Source organism: Rhizobium sp. YTUHZ045 (genome assembly GCF_051124255.1).
Classification (GTDB): Bacteria; Pseudomonadota; Alphaproteobacteria; order Rhizobiales; family Rhizobiaceae; genus Rhizobium.
In genome coordinates this window covers 129,021-149,373 of the sequence record NZ_CP101435.1, presented here as the reverse complement: position 1 = coordinate 149,373, position 20,353 = coordinate 129,021, and the positions used below count along the sequence as shown (strand labels likewise).

Annotated in this window: 18 protein-coding genes and 6 pseudogenes; 17 read left to right on the top strand and 7 right to left on the bottom strand. The window is 57.1% G+C overall.

Annotated elements, in window-relative coordinates:
* Positions 1-2 precede the first annotated feature (2 nt).
* Positions 3-587: a plasmid pRiA4b ORF-3 family protein gene (locus NMA58_RS30245; RefSeq protein WP_416068532.1), complete on the top strand. Its 585-nt coding sequence runs from the start codon at positions 3-5 to the stop codon at positions 585-587.
* Between the two features lie 34 nt (positions 588-621).
* Here the strand turns inward: NMA58_RS30245 and NMA58_RS30240 are convergent, their stop codons facing one another.
* Together NMA58_RS30240 and NMA58_RS30235 are read right to left on the bottom strand one after the other, a co-directional pair.
* Positions 622-753 carry a DUF6429 family protein gene (locus NMA58_RS30240; protein ID WP_416068533.1) on the bottom strand — a complete coding sequence of 44 codons (132 nt, stop codon included), beginning with the start codon at positions 751-753 and terminating at the stop codon, positions 622-624.
* 56 nt (positions 754-809) lie between these two features.
* A pseudogene (locus tag NMA58_RS30235) lies at positions 810-1,805 on the bottom strand (IS110 family transposase); the annotation flags it as partial.
* 421 nt (positions 1,806-2,226) lie between these two features.
* Here NMA58_RS30235 and NMA58_RS30230 point away from each other — a divergent pair.
* The 10 genes from NMA58_RS30230 to NMA58_RS30185 all read left to right on the top strand — a co-directional run bounded on the left by NMA58_RS30230 (position 2,227) and on the right by NMA58_RS30185 (position 11,312).
* Positions 2,227-2,508, top strand: a complete 282-nt coding sequence (locus NMA58_RS30230) for an acyl carrier protein (RefSeq protein WP_416068534.1) — start codon at positions 2,227-2,229, stop codon at positions 2,506-2,508.
* Entirely contained in the window at positions 2,509-3,717 is a 1,209-nt protein-coding gene (locus NMA58_RS30225; protein WP_416068535.1) for a beta-ketoacyl-[acyl-carrier-protein] synthase family protein, read from the top strand.
* Positions 3,718-4,049: 332 nt separating this feature from the next.
* The gene (locus tag NMA58_RS30220) at positions 4,050-4,640 is read left to right on the top strand and encodes a NodA family N-acyltransferase (protein ID WP_434715011.1); all 591 of its coding nucleotides are present in this window, start codon (positions 4,050-4,052) and stop codon (positions 4,638-4,640) included.
* A complete protein-coding gene (gene nodB / locus NMA58_RS30215; RefSeq protein WP_416068537.1) occupies positions 4,637-5,284 on the top strand; it encodes a chitooligosaccharide deacetylase NodB in 648 nt (215 codons plus the stop codon). Before NMA58_RS30220 ends, nodB begins: the two co-directional genes overlap by 4 nt.
* Before the next feature lie 14 nt (positions 5,285-5,298).
* Positions 5,299-6,537, top strand: a complete 1,239-nt coding sequence (nodC, locus tag NMA58_RS30210; protein ID WP_434715009.1) for a chitooligosaccharide synthase NodC — start codon at positions 5,299-5,301, stop codon at positions 6,535-6,537.
* Positions 6,538-6,671: 134 nt separating this feature from the next.
* Entirely contained in the window at positions 6,672-7,277 is a 606-nt protein-coding gene (nodS, locus tag NMA58_RS30205; protein WP_416068539.1) for a nodulation methyltransferase NodS, read from the top strand.
* Positions 7,278-7,307: 30 nt separating this feature from the next.
* Positions 7,308-9,032 (top strand): nodulation protein NodU, encoded by a 1,725-nt coding sequence (gene nodU, locus NMA58_RS30200; protein ID WP_416068540.1) that lies wholly within the window; start codon positions 7,308-7,310, stop codon positions 9,030-9,032.
* Positions 9,020-9,934 (top strand): nodulation factor ABC transporter ATP-binding protein NodI, encoded by a 915-nt coding sequence (gene nodI, locus NMA58_RS30195; protein ID WP_416068541.1) that lies wholly within the window; start codon positions 9,020-9,022, stop codon positions 9,932-9,934. The genes nodU and nodI overlap by 13 nt, the downstream gene beginning before the upstream one ends.
* Positions 9,935-9,937: 3 nt before the next feature.
* On the top strand, positions 9,938-10,726 hold the full coding sequence (locus NMA58_RS30190) for an ABC transporter permease (RefSeq protein ID WP_416068542.1): 789 nt from the start codon (positions 9,938-9,940) through the stop codon (positions 10,724-10,726).
* A gap of 94 nt (positions 10,727-10,820) precedes the next feature.
* Positions 10,821-11,312 carry a hypothetical protein gene (locus NMA58_RS30185; protein WP_434715006.1) on the top strand — a complete coding sequence of 164 codons (492 nt, stop codon included), beginning with the start codon at positions 10,821-10,823 and terminating at the stop codon, positions 11,310-11,312.
* A 74-nt stretch (positions 11,313-11,386) separates the two neighbouring features.
* On the opposite strand, the gene NMA58_RS30180 is transcribed toward NMA58_RS30185, so the two are convergent.
* Together NMA58_RS30180 and NMA58_RS30175 are read right to left on the bottom strand one after the other, a co-directional pair.
* Positions 11,387-11,665 (bottom strand): hypothetical protein, encoded by a 279-nt coding sequence (locus NMA58_RS30180; RefSeq protein WP_434715004.1) that lies wholly within the window; start codon positions 11,663-11,665, stop codon positions 11,387-11,389.
* A gap of 368 nt (positions 11,666-12,033) precedes the next feature.
* Positions 12,034-12,321 (bottom strand): hypothetical protein, encoded by a 288-nt coding sequence (locus tag NMA58_RS30175; RefSeq protein ID WP_416068545.1) that lies wholly within the window; start codon positions 12,319-12,321, stop codon positions 12,034-12,036.
* 237 nt (positions 12,322-12,558) lie between these two features.
* Between NMA58_RS30175 and tnpA the strand changes: the two are divergent.
* Both tnpA and tnpB (NMA58_RS30165) read left to right on the top strand, forming a co-directional pair.
* Positions 12,559-13,013, top strand: a pseudogene (gene tnpA, locus NMA58_RS30170) (IS66-like element accessory protein TnpA).
* A pseudogene (tnpB, locus tag NMA58_RS30165) lies at positions 13,010-13,231 on the top strand (IS66 family insertion sequence element accessory protein TnpB); the annotation flags it as partial. The pseudogenes tnpA and tnpB (NMA58_RS30165), both read left to right, overlap by 4 nt.
* Before the next feature lie 21 nt (positions 13,232-13,252).
* Here tnpB (NMA58_RS30165) and NMA58_RS30160 read toward each other — a convergent pair.
* The 3 genes from NMA58_RS30160 to NMA58_RS30150 form a co-directional block, all read right to left on the bottom strand.
* Positions 13,253-15,349: a recombinase family protein gene (locus tag NMA58_RS30160; protein WP_416065937.1), complete on the bottom strand. Its 2,097-nt coding sequence runs from the start codon at positions 15,347-15,349 to the stop codon at positions 13,253-13,255.
* Between the two features lie 292 nt (positions 15,350-15,641).
* A complete protein-coding gene (locus tag NMA58_RS30155; protein WP_062369699.1) occupies positions 15,642-16,103 on the bottom strand; it encodes a helix-turn-helix domain-containing protein in 462 nt (153 codons plus the stop codon).
* 192 nt (positions 16,104-16,295) lie between these two features.
* Positions 16,296-16,547 carry a DUF5372 family protein gene (locus NMA58_RS30150; RefSeq protein WP_416065938.1) on the bottom strand — a complete coding sequence of 84 codons (252 nt, stop codon included), beginning with the start codon at positions 16,545-16,547 and terminating at the stop codon, positions 16,296-16,298.
* Between the two features lie 44 nt (positions 16,548-16,591).
* Between NMA58_RS30150 and tnpB (NMA58_RS30145) the strand changes: the two are divergent.
* From tnpB (NMA58_RS30145) to hisC, 4 genes and pseudogenes are all read left to right on the top strand, one after another.
* Positions 16,592-16,744: pseudogene (tnpB, locus tag NMA58_RS30145) on the top strand (IS66 family insertion sequence element accessory protein TnpB); the annotation flags it as partial.
* A 48-nt stretch (positions 16,745-16,792) separates the two neighbouring features.
* Positions 16,793-18,335, top strand: a pseudogene (tnpC, locus tag NMA58_RS30140) (IS66 family transposase).
* A pseudogene (locus NMA58_RS30135) lies at positions 18,332-18,894 on the top strand (UPF0149 family protein). The pseudogenes tnpC and NMA58_RS30135 overlap by 4 nt, the downstream one beginning before the upstream one ends.
* Before the next feature lie 236 nt (positions 18,895-19,130).
* Positions 19,131-20,240, top strand: coding sequence for a histidinol-phosphate transaminase (gene hisC / locus NMA58_RS30130; protein WP_416068546.1), 1,110 nt, complete (start codon positions 19,131-19,133; stop codon positions 20,238-20,240).
* Positions 20,241-20,353 lie beyond the last annotated feature (113 nt).

The following is a 20,353-nucleotide window of genomic DNA, read 5'->3' as shown; positions in this document are numbered from 1 at the left end:
CGATGGTGGCTTCTGCCGTCCGCCTGAAGGTCACCCTCGATCATGTCGAGCCGATAGTGATGCGGCGCGTTGTCGTACCGTTCACCATCAGGCTCAGTCGGCTGCACGAGGTATTGCAGGCGGCGATGGGCTGGACCAACAGCCACCTTTACGAATTCCGCATGCGTGACGTCGGCTTTGGTTTGCCAGACGAGGAATGGGGGGATGGTCCGATCGATGCCCGCAGGGTCTCGCTGCTGTCGGCAGTCCAGGACACCGGTGCGAAATCGTTCAAATACCTTTACGACTTTGGCGACGGTTGGGAACACAGCATCAAGATCGAGCGCACCTTTCCTGCAGTCGGCACGGAAGGACCGATGCTCCTCGAAGCAACGGGACACTGCCCGCCAGAAGACGTTGGTGGTCCATGGGGTTATCAGGAGTTCCGCGAGGCGCTTGCAGACCCGGCGCACGAGCGACATGCCGAAATCCTAGAATGGTGGGGCAGCAGCGATTACAATCCCAACAGCGCCAACTTCTCGCAGCTCAACAAAGCCGTCGATGACCTCGCCGCAAAATGGGTCCGAAAAGCGCGACGCAAAACCTGAACACCGGGCTGTGGGTGAAAGCCGAAACTGGATTTTACCGTGTAAACAACCGGCGGAATAGTTCTTCCGAACGCCGTAGACCTTCGTCCGTCAGGACCAGCGACTTCGACTTGTTCAACGGATCACACAGGACCGCGTCATCGATTTTGTCCTCGTCGATCTCCATTCTGCTATGCTACCACGCGCGAGACCCCAAGTCCCGCGGCCCACCTCGGATGGATACGTCGCATCCATCCACATGCGGTGAAGTACGACACCCAGTTTGCGTGCGAGGGCAACCTTCGCGCGCTTCATCCCGCGACGCCTGGCCACATCGAGCGCCCAGCGCTTTAGACTGGAAAAGCGCGTCGCCCGCGTCAGCATTATGTGCGCAGACTCGAACAATGCGGTTCGCACCATCGCGTCGCCGACCTTGCTGACACCGCCATCGCGATCAGTTTCGCCGGATTGATATTTCTTCGGCGTCAGCCCGAAGTAGGCACCCACTGTGCTGGACTTTTCGAACCGGGCTGGATCATCGACCGCGGAGCGGTAGGTCAGCGCAACCAAGGCACCGACACCCGGCGCACTCATCAGCCGTTGGCAAACTCTGTCGGCGCGGGCGATCCTGAGCATCTCGCGGTGCAGCTTCGTAAATTCGCTCCACAGCGCTGCTCGCGCCGTCAGCATCGCGTCAATCACCATCGACAATATCGCATGCCCTGCAATCAGTTCGCGGATGCGCGCCTCGAAACGCCCTCGGCTGACTTCGCCGACCTTTAATCCATAGCCACGCAGGATACCCCGGATGCTGAGCTCGACGTCGAGCAGCTTGGATTGCAGAAGCTTGCGGCCAACCAGGAGAGCCCGAGTGTCCTGGGCCGGCGACGATTTGGCGTGGACCGGACGATACCACCCCATGCGGAGCAGTTGCGCGATCCCCCGTGCATCCTTGCGGTCGGTCTTCACCGTCATCGCCGAAAGCGCCGCCTTCACATGCCGCGTTTCCAGCAAAACCACCTCATGACCCGCAGCAACGAGAGCCGCGTGTAGCCATTGGGACAACGGCCCCGCTTCAAGGCCGATGCGCTCTACCGGAAAGTCCAGTTGATCAAAATACCCGACCAGGCATTCAGGCTCGCTGCCTACCTTGACCTCGCGAACCAACTTGCCCGTCGCGTCGACCACGCACACGCTGCTCTCTTTCAGCGAGACGTCGATTCCTGCATAATATTCCATGGCTGTTCCTCTCATGATGCTTGAGGCCGATCGCTCGGACCTCGTTTCCAAACATCATCATTCTGAGGGACAGCCACCCAACTGGCTACTCATGAGACGCCGGCCCATTACGGCATCTAGTCTAGGCGCGCATCCGCTCCATCCGCCTCAACAAAGAGATCCTTCCATCCAGGGTATGGATGGCTGCAATCGAAACAATAGATTTTTCTTATCCCCATCAATGCTGCATAGCAAAAGCAACTGATGCTCAGGGCAATGGCAACCCTCGATGGTCTCGATGCTCAGCCAAGATCCGGCCGGCTCACATCCGATTTCCATTCACAATCGGCTTGATCGACGGCACGAGCTTGCTGGGTTCAATTCAGCAACGAGTTCAGGATCAGGCGGCGTCTAAATTGAAACTTATGATGAAAGGAACAGTATGTCTGATCAACTTGCTAGGGAGGTTATTGCCACAATCAACAATCGCGCGCTAGCGGAGCGAGATGAGTCGACAACCGCCACTCCGAGCGCCGAATTGACTATGGCAACCGAGTTGACCTCGCTCGGCCTCGATTCTCTTGCGTTCGCTGATATCCTCTGGGACCTTGAGCAAGCCTACAACATCAAGATCGAGATGAATACGGCGGATGCTTGGTCGAACCTACAGACGGTCGGCGATGTGGTCGTGGCTGTCCGAAGCTTGCTTGCCAAGGAGGCTTGAATGGATGGGCGCGTCGTTATCACCGGAGTTGGTGGGTTGTGCGGGCTCGGTACGGATGCCGCCTCTATCTGGCGTAGCATGTGTAAAGGCGTCTCCGCCATCGGGCCGATGGCCAATCCTCAGCTCCGTGAGCTGGCGGGTGTCGTTGGCTCTGAGATCAAGACGTTGCCGAAGCACGACATCAGTCGAAGGCAGCTCGCGACCATGGACCGCTTCAGTCTTCTTGCCGTGCTTGCCGCGCGAGAAGCAATGCAACAGGCCGGGCTCTCCGGTGAAGAAGGAAATCCGCACCGCTTTGGTGCCGCCGTTGGCGTCGGTGTCTGCGGCTGGGAGGCGATTGAGGAGAATTACCGCGCACTCCTTCTGAGTGGCGCGAAGCGGGCTGAAGTTCTTACGGCGCCAAAGGTGATGCCTTGCGCAGCTGCCGGCCAGGTCAGCATGCAATTCGGTCTGCGCGGACCAGTTTTTGGCGCAACGTCTGCCTGCGCTTCGGCTAATCACGCGATTGCTTTGGCGGCGGATCAGATCAGGCTTGGACGGGCCGACATCATGCTCGCCGGCGGCAGCGATGCGCCGCTTGTGTGGGGCGTGCTGAAATCATGGGAGGCTCTGCGCATACTTGCCCCGGACACTTGTCGCCCCTTCTCCGCGGACCGCAAGGGAGTGGTGCTTGGAGAGGGTGCAGGCATGGCCGTCTTGGAAAGCTATGAGCACGCTTCACGACGTGGCGCATCTATCCTCGCTGAGATCGCCGGTATCGGCGTTTCGGCGGATGCCTTCGACATTGTGGCGCCGGCGGCTGAGGGACCCGAAGCAGCGATGCGCGCCTGTCTCAAAGATGCGAGGTTGAATGTTGACGACGTCGATTATCTTAATGCGCACGGCACTGGCACCAAAGCGAATGACGAAGTCGAGACGGCAGCGATCAAGCACGTCTTCAGTAAGCGCGCATATTCAATGGCGATCTCGTCTACCAAGTCCATGCACGCACATTGCCTGGGTGCGGCGAGCGCCCTCGAAATGATTGCGTGTGTGATGGCGATCCGCGAAGGGATCGTTCCGCCCACGGCAAATTACAATGAACGCGACCCCAATTGCGATCTCGACGTCACGCCAAATGTTGCGCGTGAAAGGAAGATTCGAATAGCGCTAAGCAACGCCTTTGCCATGGGGGGCCTGAACGCAGTTCTAGCGTTCAGGGAAGTATAGCAACGACCGCGAGTTTCCCATCTCGGCTTTACCGAAGCTAGAGTAGCAAGACATCCATGCGCAGCTCCAACTGGACCATCTGCGTTCGGAAAAAGTTTGATGCTTGATTAACCAAAGCACGCAGGAGCTGCAAGTGGAGAAGAAACCGATCGCGGGCCAAACAGGTTCTGCACATATGCTCCATCCACGGGATGGATGAGTTTCATCCAAACAATCAATTTCACTGATTGCAGCCATTACTGCATAGAACTAATACCACTGGTTATTCATATGCTGCATACTAGACGCGTGCGGATAACCGCAAGTTTTGCCAGAAGCATAGAGAGACAAAAATGCCTGCTGACGTGCAATGGAACCTTTGTTGGGAAAATGAGCTGCAGGTCGATGATCACGCAGAACTTTCTGCATTCTTTCGTAATACCTACGGGCCGACAGGCGCGTTCAATGCAATGCCCTTCGAAGGTGGCCGGAGTTGGGCCGGAGCGCGGCCTGAAATGCGCGTGATTGCTTACGACTCGCATGGCGTTGCCGCCCACATGGGCATGTTGCGGCGTTTCATCAAGGTCGGGGAGGTGGATCTCCTGGTGGGGGAACTGGGGTTGTGGGGAGTGCGTGCCGATCTTGAAGGACTTGGGCTTAGTCATTCAATGTTTACGCTGTATCCGGAGTTGCAGCGGCTCGGCGTCCCATTCGCGTTCGGCACGGTTCGGCACGCGCTGTACAAGCACGTTGAGAGACTGTGCCGCGGCGGTATTGCGACCATCCTCCCAGGGGTCCGCGTCCGCTCCACTCTCCCAGAGGTCTACCTCGATCTGCCAGCCACGCGAATTGAGGACCCCCTCGCTGTCGTGTTTCCCATAGCGCGCTCAATGAACGAGTGGCCTTCCGGCACGCTAATTGATCGTAATGGCCCAGAGCTATGAAACAGCTGGATTGTAGTTGCAAAGTCTCGGGCAACAGCGCCAACCGTAGCGTTTATCTGACGTTCGACGACGGACCAAACCCATATTGCACGCCTGATATCCTGGATGTTCTGGCGGAGCAACGCGTACCCGCTACGTTCTTCGTCATCGGTGCTTATGCCGCGGATCAACCAGAACTTATCCGACGAATCGTTGCCGAAGGGCACGAGGTTGGCAACCATACTATGACCCATCCGGATCTGACGACATGCGGAATCGAGGAAATAAAATATCAGATCACCGAAGCAAGAGAGGCCATCAAGTCGGCCTCTCCTCAGGCTGAACCCAAGTTTATCCGCGCTCCATACGGGCTCTGGAACGAAAACGTGCTAAGCATCTCAGCGCGCATGGGGCTCCAAGCTGTACATTGGTCCGTAGATCCGCGGGACTGGTCGCGCCCTGGTGTCAACGCCATTGTTGATGCAGTGCTGGCTTCAGTCGAGCCAGGCGCCATCGTGCTGTTGCACGACGGGTGCCCCCCTAACGAGCTTGTAGGACACAAGCTTTCTGGCTTGCGCGACCAGACGCTCATGGCGCTTTCCCGTGTCATTACCGGGTTGCACGACCGTGGTTTTGTCATCCGAACGCTCTCCCAGGATAATTAACGGACGGTATCTGCATGGATCTATTTGGTACAGCCGGCACGGTGGCAATTTCGTTGTATGCGCTTCTTTCTGGCGTCTATAAGGGCATGCAGGTCCTGTATGCCCCAACGGCAAGTTCTTTTTCTGCCTCTTCCGAAAGCCCCCCCCCCTCCGCCGCGCTGGCAAGCGTCGACGTGATTGTTCCCTGTTTCAATGAACACCCGGACATTCTCTCGGCGTGCCTCGAGTCTGTCGCAAATCAGGATTATTCTGGGCAGCTGCAGGTTTTTGTGGTAGATGATGGTTCTACAAACCGCGAGGACCTCGCACCCGTACACAACACATATGCGGGAGATCCGCGGTTCAACTTCATTCTGCTCCCTACAAATGCCGGAAAGCGCAAGGCGCAGATCGCCGCGATACGCCGCTCATCCGGTGACTTGCTTCTAAACGTCGACTCAGACACCACGCTTGCTCCCGACATGGTCACGAAGCTCGTCCACAAGATGCGCGATCCATCGATAGGCGCGGTTATGGGACAATTAGTAGCCAGAAATCGCAGCGACACATGGCTGACACGACTGATCGACATGGAATACTGGCTGGCCTGCAACGAGGAGCGGGCGGCACAGGCACGTTTTGGTGCGGTGATGTGCTGTTGTGGTCCATGCGCCATGTACCGCCGATCTGCACTGCTTTTGGTGCTCGACCAATACGAGACGCAACTGTTTCGCGGCAAAACAAGCGATTTTGGTGAGGACCGTCATCTTACAATCCTAATGCTCAAAGCTGGTTTTCGGACCGAGTATGTTGCGGATGCCATTGCAGCCACAGTCGTGCCAGACCGGCTCGCATCGTATCTGCGCCAACAGTTGCGCTGGGCGCGCAGCACCTTCCGAGACACGTTGCTAGCGCTGCGCTTGTTACGCAGGCTTGACCGGTATCTAACATTGGACGTGATCGGGCAGAATCTCGGGCCGCTGCTTCTTGCTGTGTCGGTATTGATGGGGCTTGCGCAGATTGCGGTGGCAGCCACGATACCGTGGTCGACGATAACGATGATAGCATTCATGACGGTGGTGCGCACCTGTGTGGCTGCGCTTCGCGCTCGCCAGCTTCGATTTCTAACTTTCGCTGCCCACACGCCAATCAACCTTTTCCTCATTCTTCCCCTTAAAGCATATGCGCTGTGTACGTTAAGCAATAGTGCTTGGCTCTCTCGCACTGATGTCTTGCAACCCCCCCCCCCGCAGCGCGGAAACATCATCCCTTAAATCTCTACCGATGGATTAACCTTTTCGCGAGCATCCGAAGTCTTGGTCGGCTTTGGATGTTCCAGCTGACGGCGAGGCTGAAGGCGGACAAACCTAACATCAGTTGCGGGATTGGCCAAAAGAGGTGCAGGAAGTTGAATCAGAAAAAGCATTATCAGTTGCTGCATGATGAGTTGGCTGAAGACGATCCATGGCGGCTTGACAGCAACCCGTTCGAGCAGGAGCGACATAGTCAAATGCTACGGCTGGCGCTTGCGCAGCAATCAATAACAAACGCGCTCGAAGTCGGATGCGCAGCCGGGGCGTTCACCGAAAGACTTGCGCCGCATTGCGAGCAACTCACCGTAATTGATGTGGTGCCCCATGCGCTCGCTCGAACGCGTCGACGACTAAAGGATCCGCCGAATATCTCCTGGATAAGCCGCGATATCCTCCAGTTCTCGGCACGAAAACTCTTTGATCTGATCGTGGTAGCTGAGGTGCTCTATTACCTTGAGAGCGTTGCTGAGATGCGAACGGCTGTCCGCAACTTGGCACAAATGCTCGCGCCATCCGGGCATCTAATATTCGGATCGGCAGGTGATGCGAGCTGCCAACGTTGGGGTCACGTGGCTGGTGCCGAAACCGTCATTACGATGTTGGATCAGGAATTGGTCCAAATTGATCGTGTGCGATGCGTCGGCCAAACCACCAACGAAGACTGTTTGCTTACCCGATATCGCCACCCCGTTTCTCAATGATCCGGCTACCGCGTTAGATATGGAGATCTTATGCGCATCTGCGGAATTAAACTCACACACGACGGTGCAGTTGCCCTCATCGAAGACGGGAAACTTATCTTCTGTATTGAGCAGGAGAAGCGCAACAACAATCTCCGCTATCAAGCTATCGACAGCCTTGACGCGATTGTCCAAGCCCTGAACGAACACGGTTTGAGCGTAGGGGACGTTGATCAATTCGTCATCGACGGGTGGGACGGAGAACTTGAATCAGAGTTCCAGGTCTTCAGCGAAGGCCTCCCCATAACTCTCAGTGGAGCTCCCTATATCGAACGGTGGCCAGAGAGCCCTCTAAAGTCCCATGACAGCTCGGGTCTCTCGCTCAGCGGTTCGATCCTCCCCTACAAAAGTTTTCCGCACGTCATAAGCCACGTCGTCTCCGCGTACTGCACCAGTCCGTTTGCCAGAGCCGGAGAACCTTCGTTCTGCTTGGTATGGGATGGCTGCATATTTCCACGGCTCTACTATGCGGAGCCCAAAGGGATCCGATCAATCAAGTGCATGTTCCCGATGATAGGTCATGCCTATGCTGTCGCCGGCCATCACTTCGGGCCGTACAGGAAGGCGGATCCAAAAAGCTGGGACCTGGGTGTCGCTGGAAAGCTAATGGCCTACATTGCACTTGGCGCGGCTCAGGAGAACATCCTAAACGTGTTTCGGGAGCTCTACAAGGAACACTTCGCCGGAGAAACGCTGCGCGCGGTCGGTTATAGGGAAAACATTCATAATGCAGACGCATTGCTTGCACGCGTGAATGATTACTTCGACGCAAGCGCGTCCCGGTTACAGTCTGAAAAACCCCAGGATGTACTTGCTTCATTTCATGTTTTCCTTGAACACCTCCTCGTTGGAGAGATGACGATTGCTTTACAGACGCAGTCGCAATTCGAATCCCGAAACTTGTGCGTGGCCGGCGGATGCGGCCTTAACATCAAATGGAACAGCGCGCTCAGAGCCAGTGGTCTGTTTGAATCAGTCTGGGTGCCCCCATTTCCCAACGACAGCGGATCGGCTATTGGCGCCGCCTGCTGCGCGCTTGCTGTCGAGCGTGGTCTCGCTCCGCTTGACTGGTCAGTTTACAGCGGCCCTGAGCTGAAGAGTAGCGCGATCCCGCCAGGGTGGAAAGCTGCTCCATGCACCTTGGCCGAACTCGCCAGGATATTGGCATCTAACAAACCGGTTGTTTTTCTTGCCGGCCGTGCAGAACTTGGGCCACGGGCGTTGGGAGGCAGAAGCATCTTGGCCGCCGCGACTTCCCCGCAAATGAAGGATCATCTCAACGAAGTGAAATTCCGCGAGCATTTCCGGCCTGTAGCCCCAATTTGCTTCGAAGACCGCGCACAGGATATCTTCGACCCCGGCACTCCAGATCCCTACATGCTCTTCGATCATACGACACGCCCGGAATGGCGAGCACGGATCCCTGCTGTAGTGCACCTTGATGGAACTGCGAGACTTCAAACGATCTCGCGAAACTCCGAGCACGAAGTCTCGAAGCTTTTGGCCGAATATGAAAGTCTCACCGGTATTCCGCTGCTTTGCAACACGAGTGCCAACTATCACGGCCGGGGTTTTTTCCCCGACGCTGCAGCGGCTTGCGAGTGGGGACAAATAGGCCACGTATGGTGCGATGGCTTGCTGCTTACAAGGACGAGCGAAACCGATGTATCCCCGGTGGACTGCACGGCTTTCTCGGCAAGCACATGGCCGCGATAGCAATCAGTTTGATTGACGTCACGAAAACCTATATCGACCGAACTGTTGTCGATCGGTTTTCGTTCGCCGTCAAAAAAGGAGAGTGCTTCGGGCTCCTCGGGCCCAACGGTGCCGGCAAAAGCACGATTGCGCGCATGGTCCTTGGTATGACGCCGCCCGACGCAGGCAAGATCACGGTGCTTGGCGCACCAGTGCCTGCGCAGGCTCGTCTGGCGCGGGCAAGCATTGGGGTGGTTCCGCAATTCGACGACCTTGATCAGGAATTCACAGTGCGTGAGAACCTGTTGGTCTTTGGGCGCTACTTCAATATGAGCACCCGTCAGATCGAAGCCGTTATCCCGTCACTCCTAGAGTTTGCCAGACTTGAGAGTAAGGCGGATGCGCGGGTCGCAGGCCTTTCCGGTGGTATGAAACGGCGCCTGATGCTGGCACGCGCGCTCATCAACGACCCACAACTGCTCATATTAGATGAGCCCACCACCGGTCTCGACCCGCACGCGCGCCACCTGATTTGGGAGCGGCTGCGCTCGCTGTTGGCACGCGGCAAGACGATCCTGCTTACTACGCATTTCATGGAGGAGGCAGAGCGGTTATGCGACCGGCTATGCGTCCTTGAAGAAGGACAGAAGATCGCCGAAGGTCGGCCCCAAGAGCTGATCGACGAGCAGATTGGCTGCCAAGTCATTGAGATCAATGGCGGCAATCCACATGAACTGCGCGCGCGTATCAAAACATGCGCGCAGCGCATTGAGGTAAGCGGAGAAACCCTCTTTTGTTACTCCTCCGCTCCTGAGCAGGTGCGAATACAATTGCGGGAGCGTACGGATCTGCGTCTTTTACAGCGCCCCCCCAATCTCGAGGACGTTTTTCTACGACTGACTGGGCGCGAGATGAAGGATTGAAAGATGTGGGAAAATTATGCGGCAGTTCTGCCTGCCAATGGCTGGAACTGGACTGCGATGTGGCGCCGCAACTACCTCGCGTGGAAAAAAGCCGCGCTTGTGTCAATTCTCGGCAACCTAGCAGATCCCATGGTCTATCTTTTTGGTCTGGGGACCGGTCTTGGTTTGATGGTCGGACGAGTCGAAGGCATGTCATATATTGCTTTCCTGGCAACTGGCATGGTCGCGGCTAGCGCGATGACGGCGTCTACGTTCGAAACCATCTATGCGGCCTTCGCGCGCATGCGCGATCAACGCAGTTGGGAGGCGATCTTATACACGCAGATGACCCTTGGCGACGTAGTGCTGGGAGAAGTCGCCTGGGCAGCCACCAAGGCCCTTTTGGCCGGAACTGCGATTGCGGTCGTCGCAGCCATTCTGGGTTATGCGGTTTGGTCATCCATTCCTTATGTGGTGCCGGTGATAGCCCTGACCGGAATCGCGTTTGCGAGTCTGGCAATGATCGTTGTGGCGCTCGCGCCCAGCTACGACTATTTCATCTTCTACCAGACCCTCATTCTCACGCCGATGCTGTTCTTGTCCGGTGCTGTCTACCCGGCAACTCAATTGCCCGGTAAAGTTCAGCAGATGGCGACATTCTTGCCGCTGGCACATGCGATCGACCTCATTCGCCCGGCAATGTTCGGCCGGCCAGCCGCCGACGTGATGTTCCATTTTGGTATACTTTTCATTTTTGGCGTATTGCCCTTCTTCGTATCGACTGCCTTACTTCGGCGACGCCTAATGTCATAAAATCGGCGCCAAACATCAAGTCGCGTTGCCTCAGTGAAAATGTTACCAAGCGCGTTCGTTTCCTCATCTAGAATGTTACTTGTGACTGCACGTGATGGATACCCTGACCGCCAGGGAGGGTATCACGATGACAACAGCGATGCCGCGCACGATGCGCATGGAACTCGCCAATGCGACCGGAAAAGAGAAAAGCAGGATCCTGGAGGAGTTCATTGCCGCGACGGGATATCACGAGAAATCCGCCATCCGTGTTCTGAATCATCAGCCGGCGCCGACGAGCCGGCAGGTCCGTCAGCGCCGGCCGCTTTACGACGAGGCCGCTCGGAGCGCGATGATCGTGCTGTGGGAGGCTTCCGATCGAGTTTGCGGCAAGTGCCTCAAGGCGTTGTTGCCGGTCTTATTGCCCGCGCTGGAACGCAATGGTCACCTGAAACTCGAGGAGGAGATTCGGCACAAGACGCTGTCGATGAGTGCCGCGACGATCGACCGCCTACTCAGGATGCCGAGGCACAGCAGCCGAGCAAAAAAGCCGCGCATCGTACCAGAACCAAAACGTCAGATCAAAATGCGGACGTTCGCCGATTGAAATGAACCGCTTCCCGGCAGCATGGAAATGGACTTGGTTGACCATTGCGGGAATGCCAACCGCGGCAGCTTCATTCACAGCTTGGTGCTGACCGATATCACCACCGGCTGGACGGAGGCTGCCCGATTGTGGTTCGGAAAGGCAGTTTCGTCGTTGAGACACTCGAGCGCATCCGCGCCGGTTTGCCTTTTCCCCTTCTGGTCCTGGACGTGGATAACGGCAGTGAGTTCGTCTAGATCATGCGCCAGACCAGCAAGTCGAAGACCTGCGTGCGGCGCTGAACGTTTCGCGCGGCCGGCGTGCGCCTCGGCTACGTGCTTGCAGATGGCGGTCATGTGATAGCTCGCTTTCAAGCGATTTCCACCCCCGCTGTCGATTGCGCGCCCACAGCCCCCACATTCCACATGGCGACTACATCACTGACCGCCTCATGTATTTCTCCACCTCACTCGCCCAGCTGTTCATAGCTACGTCCATCGAACCATGACACATGCCAACAGAAAGAGTGCGTTCTTCAGCAGCGGTATTGTCGGCGCAAGCCCCAAGAACGCAGGAAGCGGTTAGGTTGTCACAGCCTTTTAGGCCCCAGTATACATTCATTTCCTTGGTAATGCCGTGGTGACCGGCGGGATCCTGCCGCAATGACTTGTTGCGGGCTTGATTAATGAAGTACGCTGTCCCAGATCGGCTTCAGTCGGGACAAGTGACGTCAACAACTCGCTCAGTCCCGGTCCAGTACGATTTTCAATGACCCAAGGACGTCGGCTGCGTCCATGAGAGCGTCCTGGACTTGTTCCGGCAGCAGGTCGCGAGCGCGCTCCGAGGATAACCTGAGATCAATCTGAACGTCTCGAGCACTGTGTATTCCTGCGACGCCAGTCTGCCTACGCTTGTCGCGGATGGTATCGATTGATAGCTCTAAGAGGCGGCTTACCTCATAATGCGTGAGTTTCTCTACGCCGTTTGCAGCCCTGCTCAGCTCTGCAATAAAATCCGTCGTTAAGCTCATGGCCCAAATCCTGCCGACTCATCCTTGAGACAACTGCGACGAGCCTCGCGGCGGTGCTAATTGTCTCCTCCGGCCTAAATGCGATTCTAGTCGTAACATTGGAGAAGAGGGGTCAAATTAATTATCCGCATGGTACCATCCGCGCCCTGCATAAATGTGAGCGCGACAAACACCCCACCTTTCCTTTTGAGATTGAGGCCGCGAGATAAGCTTCTTCATCGATAGGAGCGGAATGGAATGGTTGGAGATCGCGCTGATGCCATGCTTGAAGGCATGCATGAAGCCAGGCATGAGGGAAAGGTCGGATCGAGGTGATCACCGGTCGGCGGCAGCGGCGGAATTGGACTGACGAGGAGAATGCGCGGATTCTTGCGGAAAGCGCAGAACCTGACGTGAACATCTCGGCCGTTGCCCGGCGCTGGGGCGTCAATCGCGGCTTGCTGAACGTCTGGCGTCGGGAAGCTGGCCTGACCTCTCTTCGCTCTGCCAAGACCTGCGCGCAGCAGGCGATGTTCGTGCCGGTGACGGTGGTTGGCGATCGAACGCCTCCCGAGAGCTCGCCGTCGGATTTTGCCCACTTCGCCGCGGGTCGGATTGAGATCGAGCTTGCTGGCGCGCGCATGACGGTTATCGGCTCGGTAGCGCCTGAGCTGGCACAAGCGATGGTGGCGGCGTTGAGAGGGTGCCGGTGATCGGAGTTTCGCCAAATGGCGTGAAGATCATGGTTGCGACGCAACCTGTCGACTTCCGGCGCGGCATGAATGGCCTGGTGGCTTTGGTGGCGTCAGCTCTTGCGGCCGATCCCTATTGCGGCGACGTGTTCGTGTTCCGCGCCAAGCGTCTGGATAGACTTCGCTGCATTTACTGGGATGGATCAGGCATGATCCTGGCAACGAACGATCTGCATTCATACTGCATCTCTCTTTCGCATTCAGTTGAAGGTTTTGGCGTGTCCGGCATTTTGCTTACGGGCGGCGACGCGATCGATGAGCTGGTTCCATCGACTGCATTGCTTTTGCGGTAAATCCGTCTTCGGAAGCTCGTACAGGTAGTAGTGCCCGTTGTAGGCGTGGCTGGTGACGAGGCCGTGTTCAGCCCATCTGGCGAGTGTATGTTCATGGATATTGAGGTGTTCAGCCGCCTCCTTTTTTGTCAACATCCCGCGATCCCGGAGCCGGTCATAGCGTGATCTCAGCCTATATTCGCGAACGAGATAGGTGACGCGTTTGGTTGTGAAGCGTGCATTGCGCTGGTCACGGCGCGTCACCGAGCCCGGACGATATCCCTGATCGTTGAGAATCTCTGCGATCTCGGAAAAAATATGATTGTCGAGGAGGTTATCGATCAGTGCGATGATATCGGGGTTCGTCTTGATCTGCTGGCTGGGAGATTTTGGGCTCATGGTGACGAGTGTCTCGGTTTTACCGCCCTTGAAGCGAATATGAGCCTTGGTTGTGCCTCTTTTCGGTAGTTTGAGGAGGGTGACGTCCTCGATGATGTGGGCAAGCAGGCGCTTTCGTTCGCGGTTCGGGGTCTCTGGATTGGTCCAGAGTTTTTTGAAGTCCGCCGTCATTGCGACCAACCGCTCGTGGACGGCCTTATCGAGGATGAATTCGTGCTCCCGGGCGCGCTCGCGCTCTTCGCGGGCATTGGCCAGGATGCGGAGCTTCTCGTTCCATTCGCCTTCGAGCGTGTCGGCGACGAGGCGGTTATTGGGATCGACGAGCATGAAACGGCGCTGGGCGAGATCGGCTTCAGTTTGCGCGCGCTCGATCGCGCGACAGCGCAGCCGATCCGCCTCTTCATGTCGCGCTTCGATCTCTTTGCGGACTTCAATCGCCAGTTCGATGGCTGCCGGCGTCATCTGCTCGGCGATCAGCATACCGATGGCTTCGTCGACAGGAGGTGCAGCGATCGCCTGGCACAGGGGTTCACCGCGATCGCTACGGGCGCGATCACAAACGTACCAGGCTTCCTGCCGGCCGCGTCGGGCAGCGTAGCGCATGCGAAAATGCCTGCCGCATTGCCCACACACGGCCCGCCCCTGCAGCAGTGCCGGACCTTCGCGCGGAGGTGATGCGACCCCCGCGTTCCATTTATGGCAGATGTTCGACTTCAGAATCCTCAGGTTCTCCTGATGCTGCTCCCAACTGATGTAGCCGGGATGGGCATCTGGAATACATGCCGTCCAATCATCATTATCTTGTTCACGCACAATCCTCTTGCCATCAATGGTGCGTCGATAGCGGCGGCGGCCATAGGCATAGGCTCCGGCGTAACGTGGATTGTGCAGCACACGCATCGCCGTCGAAGTCGTCAGTGGCCGGAATACCGTCTGGCTGTCGTGCAGGCGTGAGGGAAAGAGAATGCCTTCCTGACGAAAGGCCTTGACGGTCTGGGAGGCGGATCCGACGCGAGAGAACGTCTCGAAGAAATGGACGATCGTCTCTCTGACTTGCATGTCTGGTTCAAGTGCCACATTGCCGGAATGGTCATAGACCAGCCCGGTTGGCAGGGGGCAGCGGAACTCGCCGCGCCGCGCCTTGTTGAGGATGCCGCCGCGCAGCCGGGCCTTGATCACATGCAGTTCGGCCTCACTCATTGTTCCCTTGAGGCCGAGCAAGAGGCGGTCGTTGAAGCTTGCCGGATCGTAGACGCCGTCCTCATCGAGGATCAGGGTGTCGGCAAGGGCGCAGATCTCCAGCAGACGCTGCCAGTCGGCATTGTTGCGGGCCAGACGGGAGACCTCCAGGCCCATGACGATCCCGGCATGCCCCATGCCGACATCGCTGACCAGCCGCTGAAATCCCTCGCGCCAGACCGCCGATGCGCCGGATTCACCCTGATCGTTATCGATGACGATAATCTGCTCCTCGCGCCAACCAAGGGCGATAGCGCGCCCGCGAAGCGCATATTGCCGCATGGCGCTCTCGGTATTGTCGATGACTTGCCGCATCGAAGATTGGCGGATGTAGAGGTAGGCGCTGCGTTCGAGGTGATGAGGCTGGACTTTGAGATGTACATTCATCGTGATCTCCGATCGTTGATGCTCATGGCGATTGTCGCAAGGACGTGGACGACGGCGCTGTGTCCGCGGTGCAGCGGCCAAGCAATTGACGATGGGTAATTCTGCTCTCGCGGGGTGCTTGCTGTTGCGGTCAGCGTCTGAGCCCATCCCCACATGCCCCGGCGCAAAAAGAGCATCAGGCCGCTACGGGCCATAAGCGGCAGCGCTGCGCCGAGAGCAGCCTTGCGCAAGACCTCGTACTGGGAGGCGATGGTCGACGGTAGGATCGGGCATGCCGCCGTCGCGGCAATGTTTACCTGCCGCTTTTTTTTAGAACCCGCTCGATCGATCTGGGATGAAGCTCGATGTCGAGTTCCTGGCGAAGCAGCTTGGCAAGTTCCCGGGCGCGAACGGGTTCTCCTGGAGCGAGCTGCGCCTGCAGAAATGCCACGACCTTGTCGTCGATCTTGTGGGGACCGCGGGGCCCCGGCTTCGTCGGCACCAGTCCGGCAATGCCGGCCATATCGAAGTTCACCTTGGCCTGGTAGTAGGTCGGCCTGGAAACACCGTACTCGTCGGAGGCCTCCGTCACCGACACCTTGTCGATGGAGACGCGACGCAGCATCTCGTATTTGACCTGCACGGCGTCGTGCGGATCGAAGAACTCGCTGCCCCGAAACTTTGGATCGCGCACCTTCTCGGGGGTGGGATTGAACGTACCCTCTTCGATGAGGGCATCCGTCTTTGTGCGCTTGCTGTCGTACTTCGCAGACATCGATGGCTCCGAGGACATGAAGCGACGTAATCGTAATGTTAATTATGACGTATTTTTCTGCCTCGTCAAGGTGGTCCTCATGGTTTAGCATCATTCAGTCCTGTAATTGCGGGAATAATTCCACAAAAATAAGACATATGCGGCATAATCCGCTTTACAGATGCGGCATATTTATCTTTACACATCCGCACATCATCGTGTTCTGGAAAGGCGCTCTACCAGGGCGGCCAATTCCATTAAGTCGGCGACCCGCAAGAGCGACCGTCCGTTGCCCATGACAACTTCAGGATCTGGGCTCACAAGGTCAGTCCATTGCGGGGGAACGGACCAAACGGTGGCATCCTCTGTCTGCAGTAAAAGACGCTCCCCATGCGAATTGCAGCGCCTGCCGACACACGGCAACTGCTGTCCAAGTAGTGGATGAAACGGATGTGTGACCCGCACTAGCTGCTCATCTGCGCTGGTCGCGGCTGCATTCTCTTGTGAGGTACAAATGGCTGGAGGCGGGCAAGTTCGTTTGGCCGCCGATCCGCGATGGCGCGATGCAGATGAGTGCCCAGGAGTTCTCGCTTTTGCTGGCCGGCATTGACTGGACGCGCGTCAAACGAAACGCGGTGAGGAAACCCTCAAAAGCAGGCTGATTCGATTGGTTTGGCTTAAAGATTCAGGCTCATATGACAGGGTCTGTCATGCCGCTTCGACCCGATCCCTTGCCCCAGGATGCTGCGCGATTGACCCGGATCATTCTCTCGCTCGACGAAGAGAATGCCGATCTCAAGGCGCGCGTGGCCTTCCTCGAGCGCCAGCTCTTCGGGACGAAATCGGAGAAGATGACAATCATCGATCCGACGCAGGCAATGCTCGACCTTGGCGATGTGAGCGACATTCCCGTTGCTGCCAATGACGATGTCGCGCCGGTCGGTGACGACAAAGCGCAGATACGGCGATCACCAGCCCGCAATATCGGCCGCTTGCCCAAGCACCTTCCGCGTTATGACGAGGTCATCGAGCCGGAAAGCAAGACTTGCCCGTGCTGTTCGTTCGAACTGCATTGCATCGGCACGGACGTCAGCGAGGCGGTCGACATCGTGCCCGCGGTTGTCCGGGTCAAACGGACGATCCGGCCGCGCTATGCATGCCGGGCCTGCGAAAGCGTTGTTGTGCAGGCGTCGGCACCAGCGCGCGTGATGGACGGTGGCATGGTGACCACGGCGTTTGCCGCGCATGTCGCTGTTTCGAAGTTTGCCTGACATCTCCCGCTCAATCGACAGGCGCAGATGCTGGCCTCCTGCGGCGTCATCATCGATCGCGGGACGCTCTGCGCCTGGGTCGGGCGGGTCGCCTGGTAGCTGGAGCTTCTCTATGATGCGCTCACTGCCTTCATCCGCTCGCAGCCGAGGGCATTCGGTGACGAGACGCCGCTCCCGCGGCTCGGGGCGTAAACGAACCAAGGTCTGCCAGTTATGGGCACAAGCGGTTGACGACCGCCCCTGGAATGGTCCGGCGCCGCCGGCGGTCGCCTATATTTTTGCCGAAAGCCGCAGCGCGCGCGAGATCGAGCGACAATTGTCGTCATTCGCCGGCGTGCTGCAAGTCGATGGATACCAAGCCTATAAAACAATGGTCAAACGTCGGGGCAAGAGCAATATCGCCCCGATGCGGCTGGCCTTCTGGCTTGCCCATGCCCGGCGGAAGTTCGTCGATGTCGTCAAGCTGACCGGCTCTTCGGAGGCTTTGTCAAACCTTGCCAGGATTGCCGAGATCTATCGGATTGAAGCGAGACTGCTCGGCGAAAGTGCCGATATCCGGCTCGTCGTGAGGCGTCGCGAGGCAGCTCCGGTCATGAGAGAACTGAACGTCCATCTCACCGAACTGCGCGACGAGGTGTCGGCTAAATCGGCGCTGGGCTGGAGCGGACTGGCAGCCTTCCTGGAGGATGGCCGGATCGAAGTGGACTCCAATGTGGTCGAGCGTTCGATGAAATCGGTGGCCCTGACGAGGAAGAACTCGTTGTTCGTGGGCAACGAGCGCGGTGGCAAGACCTTCGCGGTCCTCGCATCGCTCGTCAACACCTGTAAATTGAACAGCGTGGACCCCGAGGCTTGGCTTGACGATGTGCTGGAACGCATCATTGCGGGCAAGGTGAAAGCCAACGAGATGGAAAGTCTCCTGCCTTGGACCTGGAAGGCTGAGCGCGAGGCGATGACAGAGCAGGAGCGACGGGCGGCATGACGCACAACGGCCAAGAGACGACCGCACGACCGAAGCTTGATGATGAGGCGTTCGAGGCGTTTATAAGGCACGTCGTCCAGCATCGCCAATCTGGTCAATGAGCGGTCTCGATGGTTATCTTACGGCTCTCATCATCGGTCCCAAGTTCATCGACCCACGCAAATGGATACCGGAACTGACCGGTCCGGATGCCCTCAACCTGCCGATGGAGACAACAGAACATCAGGCCGTACAGACGATCGTTGCAGAGTATAACCGCATCTCTGCGAGCCTTTCCGAAACACCGAAAGACCACCGGCCCAGGTTCACCAGGATTGATGATCAGACCTTTGATCCATTCGACTGGGACCTCTGCTTTTTGCTGGGAACAGGATACGCGCCGAGGCTTTGGCAGCCGGTTCTTCGAGGCCATGCCGTCACGGGCGATATCATCGCGCCCATCCGCAAGCTCGGCGAGACAAAACGGAAAGCGACCCGCCAGGATGCTGGTGCCGTGGCAGAAGCACTCGTCAATATCCGAACCTACTTTATGCCGAAGCGGGCAAAGCAGAAGTTCTGAAAGAAAGCGCTATTGCGATCCCGTCAACGCCGAAAGCCGTGGGCTGTTCGTCGCGCTCACTATTCATCGCATCTATGGCTGCGATGCAAACAAATGATTTTGCTGGAGCGGCAGACCTGAACTAGAAGAATCGTCCATTGAGTTTTTAGGCCAGTAACCGCACGGCACCTGATAATCGGCTCGCGGTGAATGGCTGAGAAAGCGACTATCGTCTGCGACTGCAAAAGATAAGAACTATGTCTGACACCAAACTGCAACGCGTGCTTTCGTCTCTTTCAGAGGTGTATAGACAGCTGAATCCTCTTCCGTCCGGTCGTCCGGGACCAGATGCCGACTGTGTCAAACTAAACACAAACGAGAATCCATTTGCCTTGCCGGCAGCGGTAATGCAGAGCGCTGTCGCTGCTCTCGAACGGCAGTATCTATATCCGGAGGATGATAACGTCAGCTTGAGGGAAGCAGCTGCCGCATCCTATAACCTTTCCCCGGATCAGGTGATCGCCGGCAACGGTTCCTCCGAACTTCTTTCGCTTCTATACAGAGCATTCCTTGACCCGGGTGACAGCGTCGCGATGTTGTCCCCTGGCTTTGCATACAACCACAAGCTCGCGCTGCTGCAAGGTGCTCGATTGCTTGAAATCAGATCCGGCGAGTCTTGCTCGTTGCCGATACACAAACTGCTTTTCGGTCCTGCAAAGGAGGCCAAGTTTATTCTCTTGGCTAATCCGAACAATCCTACCGGCACTTTTGTCCCGATTGCGGATATTGAAAGTCTCGTCGCACAATCTGACCGGTTGATCGTGCTGGACGAAGCCTATGTAGACTTTGCGCCTGACAGCGCTCTCCGTTTAATTGACCGCAATTCGAACCTTCTGATCTTGCGAACGTTCTCTAAGAGCTATGCGGGGGCCGGCCTTCGCGTTGGCTTCGGATTCGGCCATCCTGAGGTTGTAGGGCGGCTGCGCAATCTCCAGAACATGTTCAACATGAATGTGATCGCCCATGCGGTTGGTGTCAGCATCCTTGCTCACCGCACGGCCTACGAGGAGAACCGTAGACATATTAAGTTTGAGAGAGAGCGCGTGATGTTCGCACTGTCGCAACTTGGGTTCTCTGTAACTCCCTCTCATGCGAATTTCCTGCTGGCCCGTGTGCCACCAGGGCGAGACGGCGCTTGGTGGCAAACCTACTTGAAGCAAAAAAAGATACTAGTGGCCGTCCTCCCTGATGAGGGTCTGGAAGATTGCATTCGCGTTAGCATCGGGACAAAATCGCAAATGGATGCGTTCCTTGAAGCTGTCGATGAGATTTTGGGAGCTGAGAGCTCCACACGATCGGCCGTTTAGCAGCTACATATTCCATTCTGTGCGAATGATCGCGGCAATAAGACACAGAGCAACGATCGCAAGATCTCCCCACAGCGTTGACCAGCTCTACCGCTCCCTGGGAGGAGGAGGCA